At 65.8% G+C, this 9,786-nt stretch carries 11 protein-coding genes; 6 read left to right on the top strand and 5 right to left on the bottom strand.

The genetic code is table 11. From position 1 onward, the window contains the following. Positions 1-75: 75 nt before the first annotated feature. Positions 76-819 carry a tyrosine-protein phosphatase gene (locus tag ACZBJS_RS19685; protein ID WP_076832061.1) on the bottom strand — a complete coding sequence of 248 codons (744 nt, stop codon included), beginning with the start codon at positions 817-819 and terminating at the stop codon, positions 76-78. An 85-nt stretch (positions 820-904) separates the two neighbouring features. Here ACZBJS_RS19685 and ACZBJS_RS19690 point away from each other — a divergent pair, with 85 nt between their 5' ends. Then, the gene (locus tag ACZBJS_RS19690; protein ID WP_057019926.1) at positions 905-1,216 is read left to right on the top strand and encodes an MliC family protein; all 312 of its coding nucleotides are present in this window, start codon (positions 905-907) and stop codon (positions 1,214-1,216) included. A 90-nt stretch (positions 1,217-1,306) separates the two neighbouring features. Here ACZBJS_RS19690 and ACZBJS_RS19695 read toward each other — a convergent pair whose 3' ends face one another. Beyond that, positions 1,307-1,519 (bottom strand): DUF2735 domain-containing protein, encoded by a 213-nt coding sequence (locus ACZBJS_RS19695; RefSeq protein ID WP_051002896.1) that lies wholly within the window; start codon positions 1,517-1,519, stop codon positions 1,307-1,309. Between the two features lie 539 nt (positions 1,520-2,058). Between ACZBJS_RS19695 and ACZBJS_RS19700 the strand changes: the two genes are divergently transcribed. The 5 genes from ACZBJS_RS19700 to ACZBJS_RS19720 all read left to right on the top strand — a co-directional run bounded on the left by ACZBJS_RS19700 (position 2,059) and on the right by ACZBJS_RS19720 (position 5,739). After that, a complete protein-coding gene (locus ACZBJS_RS19700; protein WP_024581543.1) occupies positions 2,059-3,093 on the top strand; it encodes a glutamine synthetase beta-grasp domain-containing protein in 1,035 nt (344 codons plus the stop codon). Positions 3,094-3,275: 182 nt separating this feature from the next. Next, complete coding sequence (locus ACZBJS_RS19705) at positions 3,276-3,980, top strand: GrlR family regulatory protein (RefSeq protein ID WP_316395824.1); 705 nt, start codon at positions 3,276-3,278, stop codon at positions 3,978-3,980. Positions 3,981-3,985: 5 nt separating this feature from the next. Further along, positions 3,986-4,672 (top strand): substrate-binding domain-containing protein, encoded by a 687-nt coding sequence (locus ACZBJS_RS19710; protein WP_316395823.1) that lies wholly within the window; start codon positions 3,986-3,988, stop codon positions 4,670-4,672. 32 nt (positions 4,673-4,704) lie between these two features. Then, positions 4,705-5,526: a tetratricopeptide repeat protein gene (locus tag ACZBJS_RS19715; protein ID WP_141340479.1), complete on the top strand. Its 822-nt coding sequence runs from the start codon at positions 4,705-4,707 to the stop codon at positions 5,524-5,526. A gap of 63 nt (positions 5,527-5,589) precedes the next feature. Then, the gene (locus tag ACZBJS_RS19720; RefSeq protein WP_092086355.1) at positions 5,590-5,739 is read left to right on the top strand and encodes a hypothetical protein; all 150 of its coding nucleotides are present in this window, start codon (positions 5,590-5,592) and stop codon (positions 5,737-5,739) included. A 16-nt stretch (positions 5,740-5,755) separates the two neighbouring features. Here the strand turns inward: ACZBJS_RS19720 and ACZBJS_RS19725 are convergent, their stop codons facing one another. Genes ACZBJS_RS19725 through ACZBJS_RS19735 form a run of 3 tightly spaced genes read right to left on the bottom strand, consistent with a single transcriptional unit; the run spans position 5,756 to position 9,680 of the window. After that, positions 5,756-6,373 carry an Isoquinoline 1-oxidoreductase subunit gene (locus ACZBJS_RS19725; protein WP_316395821.1) on the bottom strand — a complete coding sequence of 206 codons (618 nt, stop codon included), beginning with the start codon at positions 6,371-6,373 and terminating at the stop codon, positions 5,756-5,758. Between the two features lie 11 nt (positions 6,374-6,384). Then, the gene (locus ACZBJS_RS19730; RefSeq protein WP_316395820.1) at positions 6,385-6,909 is read right to left on the bottom strand and encodes a (2Fe-2S)-binding protein; all 525 of its coding nucleotides are present in this window, start codon (positions 6,907-6,909) and stop codon (positions 6,385-6,387) included. Next, a complete protein-coding gene (locus ACZBJS_RS19735) occupies positions 6,906-9,680 on the bottom strand; it encodes a xanthine dehydrogenase family protein molybdopterin-binding subunit (RefSeq protein WP_316395845.1) in 2,775 nt (924 codons plus the stop codon). Before ACZBJS_RS19735 ends, ACZBJS_RS19730 begins: the two co-directional genes overlap by 4 nt. Positions 9,681-9,786 lie beyond the last annotated feature (106 nt).

A 9,786-nucleotide genomic window follows, 5' to 3' on the forward strand; every position in this document is an offset into this window, starting at 1 on the left:
GTTCAGCCGCATTTTCTTCACGCGAACCGGTGTGCACGTCGCTCGAAAAGTCGGGCGAAAAGTCGGGCGAACTGATCAGGCCTGCAGATAGCGGCCTTCAAGCGCCTTGCGCTCGGCCTGGCCGAGCCCGAGGCCTTCGCGGAAATAACCGTCGAGGCTGCCATAGTCGGCATCGATCGCCTCGAATGCAGCCTCCAGAAATGCCGCGCGCACGGTCCCGAGCACCTGCTTGACGTCGTCAGGCAGCTCGGTGCTGTGGGCCGGGTCGCGTTTGTAGAACCGGTTGGTCAGGAGATAGTCGTCCGCGATCACCTGATCGGATACGCCGAGTGCGTGCAGGATCAGCGCGCAGGCAAAGCCGGTGCGATCCTTGCCGGCGGTGCAGTGGATCACCAGCGGCGCGCGGTCTTCCAAAAGATGGGCAAACAGCGTGCGGTAGCGCGCGGTGTTGTCCTGCACATAGCCCCGGTAGGAGTCCCGCATCACGTCGATCGCATCGGCTTCCGAGAGCTGACGGTTGCTGGCGATCTCGCGCAGCGAAGCCACCACGGTCGGCTCGACGGGAAGCGAATGCACGGTGACGTCGCTCATGCCGCATAGCGCCTCGGCGCGCTCGGCGACGCCGCGAAAATCGAACGCGCTTCTGACCCCGAGCGAGCGCACCACGGCGACGTCCTGCTCGGTAAGATGCGCAAGATGGTTGGAGCGGAAGATCTGGCGCCAGCGCACCGTCCGCCCGTCGCGCGTCTGGTAGCCGCCGAGGTCGCGAAAATTGCTGGCGCCGGCGAGATTGAGATGACGGGCAGGGGCTTCGGACATCGGGCGGGCCTGTTGCAGCTGATGAGGTCTTGGCGCAGGAATAGCGGCGCAGACAGGTCTATAACCGGCCCGTTGGGGGGAGAATATGACTTATCGCGGGGGCGCCATTGTCATCGGCGCAATTCTTTTCGAACTCTTTGGTTCCTCGAACGTGTCGGCGCAGTCCGCCTTCCGGAATTATCGCTGCGCCGACGGCACGCAATTCATTGCCGGGTTCTTCAACGGGGATACGCGCGCGCATTTGCAACTCGACGGCAAGGCGGTGACGCTGAAGAAGCGCCTGTCGCTGACGGGCACGCGCTACAAGGGCGGCGGGGTCACGCTCGAGATCAGCCGGGCCGGGCTTGCCAGGCTCCGGCATGCGAGGCGGCCGGCGACGGCATGCGAGTTGGCATGAAAAAAGGGCCGAAACGCTCGCGTTCCGACCCTTGTTATTGTTCTGCTGCTGTCTGACGTTTTTGCGTCGCGCCCCTCGATCGCATCGGCATCAGTGATCGCGGCCCGGCTTGGCGTCGTCGATGGCCGCCTGATGGTACCAGCTCTCGCTGCAGGCCGAGGTTTCTACCTCAGCGGCGAGTTCGAGCGCCGTCCGCGTCTCGCCGTAGCGGCGTCCGCCGAGAGCCGCGCGGCCTCCTGCTGGGAATTGATAGATCGTTGCCGATCCCTGGATCGGTCCTTGGTTTTGGCCCGTGGTGATCATGTCAAAGTCTCCTTTGGCCGGAGCGAGCCTCCATGGTGCGCCCGACTCATTCGCGTGTGGTTACCGTGTTTTCGATATCGGCCCGGGCTGGGCGGGGTGCAAGTGAACAAGAAATAGTCATTGCTTGATCAATTCGTGGGCAGATTCGGGTTTGCTTCCTGTGAGGCAGGATGCTGCTGACCAACGCTTGAGCCGCGACGATGGTTGCGGGGCACCCGATCGTTGGACACGAACTGTCACATGGCCCTGCCGCCGCATTAAGCGGCAGGCGATGCCGTAGCCGAATTTGCTGCAGAAACGGGCGGCGGAGGGCGCTGGGAGAAGATTTTGACTGACCGCGGCGCATGTCAGCCGCGCTGCTATGTCGCAGAAAAAAATGCGATCTCCGCTGTGGACATCCGCGGCCGGGCGGCCGCCGCAGTGCAGCGACTGGCATTTTAATTGCTTAGTAAGAGCCGGCCGATGGTGGCCGGGTACGCGTGCGGCGGCCGACTGGCTTTCGGTTCCTCACGGTTTTGCATCATCAACAGAGAGGTTCAATGACCAAGTACAAGCTCGAGTATATCTGGCTCGACGGATATACGCCGACGCCGAGCCTGCGCGGTAAGACGCAGATCAAGGAATTCGCGTCGTTCCCGACCCTCGAACAGCTTCCGCTGTGGGGCTTTGACGGTTCGTCCACCCAGCAGGCTGAAGGCCACAGCTCTGACTGCGTGCTGAAGCCGGTCGCCTGCTATCCCGACGCCGCGCGCGAGAACGGCGTGCTGGTGATGTGCGAAGTCATGATGCCCGACGGCAAGACGCCGCATGTCTCGAACAAGCGCGCCACCGTTCTGGATGACGAAGGCGCCTGGTTCGGCTTCGAGCAGGAATACTTCTTCTACAAGGACGGCCGTCCGCTCGGCTTTCCGGAAGAGGGTTATCCGGCGCCGCAGGGCCCGTACTACACCGGCGTCGGCTACAAGAACGTCGGCAGCGTCGCCCGCAAGATCGTCGAAGAGCATCTCAATCTCTGCCTCGCCGCCGGCATCAACCACGAAGGCATCAACGCCGAAGTGGCGAAGGGCCAGTGGGAATTCCAGATCTTCGGCAAGGGCTCCAAGACCGCCGCTGACCAGATGTGGATGGCCCGCTACCTGATGCTGCGCCTCACCGAGAGCTACGGCATCGATATCGAATTCCATTGCAAGCCGCTCGGCGACACCGACTGGAACGGCTCGGGCATGCACGCCAACTTCTCGACCAAGTACATGCGCGAAGTCGGCGGCAAGGAGTACTTCGAGAGCCTGATGAAGGCCTTCGACAAGAACCTGATGGATCACATCGCCGTCTACGGCCCGGACAACGACAAGCGCCTGACCGGCAAGCACGAGACCGCGCCCTGGAACAAGTTCAGCTACGGCGTGGCTGACCGTGGTGCCTCGATCCGCGTTCCGCACTCCTTCGTCAACAACGGCTACAAGGGCTATCTGGAAGACCGTCGCCCGAACTCGCAAGGCGACCCCTACCAGATCGCTTCGCAGATCCTGAAGACGATCTCCGAGGTTCCGACCGGCGCCAAGGCTGCGGCCTAAGCTGCTATCGGACCCGGATGGAGCCATCCGGTACCGCAATAGGGTCCGCTGGGGCGATTGCCTTGGCGGACCTTTGCATTTTAACGACAGCGTTTGCAGGCGGCTCTCCACCGAAAGCGGTTTCGCCGCGTTATGAAGCGCGCTAGATAACGGGTGCATCTTGGCTGCCGGGGATGCGGCGCTTGTTTGAGGGGTTTTACAAGGTCCGGTTCGAACTCGGCGGCGCCGTCGGCCGCGGCGTGATGTATGTCGGCGATGGCAAGATGCTGGGCGGCAATTCGGCGTTCGCCCATATCGGCACCTACGAGAAAGACGGCGACGAGGTCGCGGTCGAAATCCAGACCGTTCGCCACAACCCCGATCCGAACTACCGCGCGATGGCCGGCACCGATGATGCGACGCTGATCGCCAAGGGCCGGCCGGACGGCGAGCTCTACCGCTTCCAGGGCGAGCTGAAGGAGTTGCCCGGCGTGCCGTTCCAGTCGGTGATGACGCCGATCACCGAGGGGGACATCCCGCTCGCCGGCGGGGTCGGCGAGGGCGGCGTCATCAACGGGCTCTATTCGATCCACATCCGCGTGCTCGACGGGGTCGACGGCGGCCTCACCGGCGTGATGCTGCTGAACAGCGGCCGCATCCTTGGCGGCGACGCCTTCTTCTACTATCTCGGCACCTACACTTCCGAGAAAGGCCGCTGGAAGGGCCAGATCCTCAATCAGGAGCACACTTCGGCGGTGGGCGAGAACCCGATCTTTGGCGGCCATGAGGTCGGCATCGGCTTTGCCGGGACCTGCGACGCCGAGGGCGCCGTGCTGGAGGCGACCGCGCTTGCCGGCAAGCGCAGTCTGCGCCTCACGGCCGCGCTCAAGCTGATGCGGCGGGCATAGGCCATATGGGCAATTCGGTTCGCGTTCTTTCGACACTGGCGCTGAAGGGCGCGGTCGCGCGGCTTGCCGAGGCCTATCAGGTGGCAAGCAGCGTTGCGATCGATGCCGATTTCGCCCCGACGCTGGCACTACTCGAACGCCTGCGCGGCGGCGAGGGCTCCGATCTCGTGATCCTGACCCGCCAGGGCCTCGACGAGATGATCGGCGAGGGCCGCTTTGCGCGGGAAAGTGCCGTTGATCTCGCGCGCTCCTATGTCGGCGTCGCGGTGAAGGCGGGGGCGGCTCATCCCGACATCGCGACTGAAGCCGCGCTGCGTGCGGCGCTGCTCGGTGCGCGGGCGGTGGCCTATTCGCGGCTCGGCGCCAGCGGCATCCTGTTCGCGCAGCTGATCGAGCGTCTCGGCATTGTGGAGGCGATCAACGCGCGGGCGGTGATCATTCCGATGGGCTTCACCGCGGAAAAGCTCGTCACTGGCGAAGCCGACCTGGCGATCCAGCAGATCAGCGAGTTGAAGCAGATCGATGGCATCGAGGTGGTCGGGCCAATTCCGCTGGGTTTGCAGACGCCGGCGGTGTTCTCCGCGGGCCGTATGACGACGTCGGAGCGCATGGAAGCGGCTGATCGTCTGCTGCGCTATTTGTCGTCAGCCGATGTGGCGCCGGTGCTGCGCGAGACCGGGCTTGAGCCTTGAATTTGCCCGCACAGCGACGCAACCTGCCGCCCATGTTCAGACCTCTCCAAGCTATTGTCGTCGTCGCTGCGCTGGCCGCGCCGGTGCTCGCCCACGCGCAATCCGCCGATCTCGTGCTGTGCGACCGGCTCGCCGCCGATCCCACCGATCCCGACAAGCCGGCCGACGTGAAGGGTGTGCCCGACATCGCGTCGGCCGACATCGCGACCGCGATCAAGTACTGCGCGGTGGCCGCAAGATCGTCGCGCCGCGCGATGTACCAGCTCGGCCGGGCCTATGCCGCCAACCGGCAGACGGCGGAAGCCGCAAGCGCTTGGCGCAAGGCCGCCGACAAGGGTTCGACCTCGGCGATGGTCGAGCTCGGCGTACTCTACGGCAACGGCACCGGCGTTGCCAAAGACGAGGCGCAGGCCCGCAAATTGTTCGAGCGCGCGGCGCAGGCCGGCAACGCGCGCGGCGTCAGCAATCTCGCCGCGCTCGGCGGCGGCGGCGCGGCAGCTGATCCGGCACGCGCGCGCGAATTGCTCGCCAAATCCGCCGAGACCAATGCCGAAGCGCAGTACCAGCTCGGCATGATGCTGGCCGAAGGCCAGGGCGGCGCGCAGGACGATGTCGGCGCGCGGGCGCTGTTCGAGAAGGCCGCTGCGCAGAACCATCCGGGCGCGCTGGAGCGGATGGGCGCCTTCGCGCAGGCCGGTCGCGGCGGGCCGAAGGACAGCGATGCCGCGAAAGCTTATTACGAGCGGGCGGCGGCGCTCGGCGACGAGGATGCCAAGAAGGCGCTGGAGCGGGCCCGCTGTCCCTATGTCATCAAGGACAAGCGCGGCAATGCCGTGACCAATCTCTGCTTCTAACCGAACTGGAACGCTCTCCGCGGCATGTCGTTGACATGCGAAAGGCATTGGCGAGGCGTTGCGATGATCCGCAAACTAAGTTCCGGCGAGTACCGGCTCTATTCCCGCAAGGTCAATCCGAAGACCGGCAAGCGCCGCAATCTCGGCACCTTCAAGTCGCGCGCGGCGGCGGAGAAGCACGAGCGCGACGTGCAGTATTTCAAGCGCCACTAGTTCGGAGTTGCGCGACTTAAGGCACTGGGCAGGCCGCGCCGGTCTTCACCCAGGCCTCGACCAGCGCGCCGGCCTGCGCCTGCGTGCCCGGTGCCGGTGCGCGGCCGAAGCCGGGATGCCAGGCCCAGCCCACCAGCGTGTCCTTGCCGATATGCTCGATCAGCTCCTCGACCTTGCGGCCGCCATTGCGCGCCGGGTCGCGGACCTGCGCGCAAATCTCGCCGACGGTCTTGCCGGCCCATGCCATCTCGCGCGGCGCAAGGTGCCATTCCGGGTGTCCCGGCACCCGACCGGGGTCGAAATTGGCGTGCTGGTGACAGATCGAGCAGCGCATGGCGTCCTTGCCGTGGCCGTCCGCACCGCGCGTCACCGGCGGCTGATGCATGCGGCTGATGTCGCCCTGCCGCGGGCTGTCGCCGGCGGGATGGCAATTGGTGCAGCGCGGATGCGTCAACACCTTGCCGAGCTCGGTGAAGATCGCCGCCGAGCGCTGCTCGACATTCTCGATGCCGGCAAAGCTTTCCGGCGAGGCGAGGGCGTGGCTCGCGCTTTCCGACGCCGCGTAGCCTGCGCACAGGCTGGTCGCGAGCGCCGTCAGCACCGCAACGATCCGAAACCGCGTTTGCGATGGCATTGCTCGCGCGCTCACTTGCTGGCGGTCAGATAGCGTTTGGAATCGGCGAGGATCACGTCGCGCACCGCCTGATGATACTTGATGTAGCCGGTGCAGCGGCACAGATGGCCGTCGAGCGCATCCGCAATGACGCTCTCGAGCTGGTCCCGCGCCACCGGCGTCTTCGCCAGCCGTTCGAGCAGCACCTGGCCTTCGTTGAGGAAACCGGCGGTGCAATAGCCGCACTGGAACGCGAAGTGGTCGATGAAGGCGCGCTGCAACGCCGAGAGTTCGCCGTCCCTGGCGTGGCCCTCGACGGTGCGGATCGCCTTGCCGTCGAAATTGGCCGCCGGCACCACGCAGGTCGGGGTGGTGTAGCTCGTGCCGTCGGGATTATCGATGATAACGGCACAGCTCAGGCATTGCGCGGCGCCGCAGCCGAACTTGGTGCCGGTCATCCCGAGCATTTCCCGAAGGAAATCGTTCATCGAGAGGTCGTCGCGGACCTCGATCGGACCGTGCTTCTGGCCGTTGATGGTGAGGTTGAGCATCGTCACGCCAGCGCTCCCTTGAGCAGGCTTGTTGTCACCGGCAGTGAGCGGAAGCGGTGGCCGGTGGCATCGTTGATGGCGTTGAGCAGCGCCGGCACGATCGGGATCATCACCACCTCGGCCATGCCCTTCGGCGGCTCGTCCGGCGTCAGCGGCGGCAGCATCTCGATCTCGAGATCGTGCAGCGGCAGGTCGGAGCCGCGCGCGATCAGGTACTGGCCGAGATTCCACTGCCCGTTGCCGGGCCCGCCCTCGAACGGCGGCAGGGTTTCCAGCAGGGCGTAGCCGACGCCCATCGCGAACCCGCCATGCGACTGGCCGAGCACCACTTCAGGCACCAGCGCCTGGCCGCATTCGAACACGCTGTAGGCATTGGCGATGCGCAAGCTGCCGGTCGCGCGCTCGATCTCGACGCGGACCAGCGTGCCGCACATCGAGGTGTAGGCGGTGCCGATCCGGTTGTTGTCGGTCGGTGGAAATTTCACGCTTGTTCGGTCGATCCGCTCGAACTGGCTCCGGCCGCGACGAATAGCGAGCGCGTCGATCTCGGCGCGGTACTGCTCGCCGAACAGCGGGAAGCGGGCGCGCGACCAGGCCCAGCGCGAGAAGCTGTGCGCGATGGCGCCGGTGACGAAGCCGCGCGCATGCGCGGTCGCGGCAAGCTTTGGCAAGGGTAGCGGCGCGAGATCGTCGAGCACCAGCTGGCCATCCTTCCAGTGCGCCTTGTCCCATTGGCGGGTGCGGGGATCGGCCTTGGCGATGTGCCAGAGCTCGAGCGCCGCCGGCCACAGGCCGAAGCGGAAGATGACGCGGGCCGCCTCGGCCGACGAGTGCGTGCCGACATGGGCGCCGATCGACGCGCTGGTTGCCGAACTGATCGCTGGCACCCAGCGCGGGTTCTTCTCGGCGAGATCCTGGGTCTTCTGATCCATCGTGTAGGGATCGCCCGAGGTGACGAGCCCGAGCGCGTCGTAGCTGTCGACCCGGGAGACCGCGACCTCGTCGGCGACGGCGCCGAGATGGCTCGCCACCCGGTTGGCGAGCGCGGTGCCGACGCCGTTGCCCATCTCGACGTGGTCGCAGTGGATCGCGATCCGTCCCTCGGGGTCGATCTCGACCCGGCCGAGCGAGCAATCCGCGCCCGAGCCGTAGTCCTTGGTGACGCAGGCGACGCCGGTGCCGACCAGCCGCCCCTCCGGCGCCTTCTGCTTGAAGTCAGCGCGCTGCCGCCAGATCGGATGCTTCTCGAGCTTGTCGAGGATGTCTGATGTGCGCACCGACACGATGTAGGGATTGCCGGTCATGGTCCGGCCGTTCTGCTTCAGCGCATTGTTGCGCCGGAACGCGATCGGATCGACCTTGAGCTCGCTCGCCGCCTCGTCAACCAGGACTTCGAGCGCGGTCATGGTCTGCAGCGTGCCGTAGCCGCGCATCGAGCCTGCGGTGACGCCGCGCGAATGCAGCGCCACGGTGGTGACGTCGACTTTCGGGATGTCGTAGATGCCGATCGCGGCGGTCGCGGCAACGACAGCGACATTGGCCGAGAAGTTGGCCAGCCCGCCGCCGTCGAGCACATGATCGGCGGCAAATGCCGTGATCCTGCCGCTGGCGCGATCGATGCCGATCCGCGAGCGCATCTTGATCGGGTGGCGTTTGATGCCGCCCTGGAATTGCTGGTAGCGGTCCTGCGCCAGCCGCACCGGCCGGCCCGGGAAGAACATCGCCGCCAGCGCCACGTAAAGCACGAACGGGGTATGGTCGCGGCCGCCGAAGCCGCCGCCGACATGGGCGAACTGCGCGTTGATGTGCGAGGGCCGGAACGGCGGACGAGCCTTGCCGAGCATGAAGGCGATCGACTCGGTCGCCTCATAGGGCGACTGCACGCCGAGCACCAGTTCGAGATTGCCGCTGTTGTCGCTGTACCAGGCGAGCCCGCTCTCCGGTTCCAGGAACATCGGATCGACCGACTGGGTCTCGAACTCGCGGTCGAGCACGAGCTGTGTCGGATCGTCCTTGGCGAGTTGGGCGCGGATCGCTTCGCCATGGGCTGCGGCCTTGGCGTAGTCGGCCTTGGTCTCCTTGGCGAGCGGCAGCCAGACCGGCAGCGCCGCGTTCTGGATGCGGCTCGGCGAAACCCAACCGGCTTGGATCGGCGAATAGACGTCGGGCGCGTCAGGCGAGGCGCCAGCCACGCGCGTGAAGCGATACGCGCCGTAGTTCGGCAGGATGACCGGCCCGGTCTCGTCGCCGAATTTGACGAAGCCGCCGTCGCGCAGCGCGAGGCGCGCCCGGTCGAAGGCGTCGAACTGCTCGAAGATCAACAGCGCGACCGGTTGTCCGAGATAGAGCGGCGTCTTGCCGACCGGGCAGAACAGGTCGCCGGTGTAGAACTCCGGGACCCGCGTGCCGATCCGGTCGAGATCGGCAGCGGTTACGATAACCGACGGCTTTGCCGGACCATCGAGACGGGCGAGGTCCATGCCGGCATAGACATGCGTCGCGTCATCGGCGCGGACCAGGATGGCGTGCGCGGTGGTCGCGGGCCAGCCCGGCATGTCGGCGGCGCGGAAGTCGGACGCGTAGAGTTTTGCGCCGGTGACCTTGGCGACGCCGTCGACACGGCCGGCGCCCTTTTCCGCCGGGTTGAAATGGCCGCGGCCGGGCAGCGTCTCGCGGGTCGCGAAAGCCGGTTCCTTCGCCAGCGCCAGATGCGACAGGCTGACCGAGATGCCGCCTGCCGACAACCACTTCACGAAATCGCGTCGCGAAGGCCGCATGGTCTGATCTTTCATCGACACCTCGACGACGGCATATCGCGCCGGGGTTTAATAATTGGTGCAATACACGCGAAAGTATTGCGGCAAAGCGAGTGCAACCGCAACG

It is taken from the genome of Bradyrhizobium sp. KZN70725, assembly GCF_055264925.1.

Bases quoted from the DNA above. Each gene is read 5' to 3' on its own strand.
- ACZBJS_RS19695 (WP_051002896.1), bottom strand. From the start codon at position 1,519: ATGATCACCACGGGCCAAAACCAAGGACCGATCCAGGGATCGGCAACG.
- ACZBJS_RS19700 (WP_024581543.1), top strand. From the start codon at position 2,059: ATGACCAAGTACAAGCTCGAGTATATCTGGCTCGACGGATATACGCCG.
- ACZBJS_RS19710 (WP_316395823.1), top strand. From the start codon at position 3,986: ATGGGCAATTCGGTTCGCGTTCTTTCGACACTGGCGCTGAAGGGCGCG.
- ACZBJS_RS19690 (WP_057019926.1), top strand. From the start codon at position 905: ATGACTTATCGCGGGGGCGCCATTGTCATCGGCGCAATTCTTTTCGAA.
- ACZBJS_RS19685 (WP_076832061.1), bottom strand. From the start codon at position 819: ATGTCCGAAGCCCCTGCCCGTCATCTCAATCTCGCCGGCGCCAGCAAT.
- ACZBJS_RS19725 (WP_316395821.1), bottom strand. From the start codon at position 6,373: ATGCCATCGCAAACGCGGTTTCGGATCGTTGCGGTGCTGACGGCGCTC.
- ACZBJS_RS19735 (WP_316395845.1), bottom strand. From the start codon at position 9,680: ATGCGGCCTTCGCGACGCGATTTCGTGAAGTGGTTGTCGGCAGGCGGC.
- ACZBJS_RS19720 (WP_092086355.1), top strand. From the start codon at position 5,590: ATGATCCGCAAACTAAGTTCCGGCGAGTACCGGCTCTATTCCCGCAAG.
- ACZBJS_RS19715 (WP_141340479.1), top strand. From the start codon at position 4,705: ATGTTCAGACCTCTCCAAGCTATTGTCGTCGTCGCTGCGCTGGCCGCG.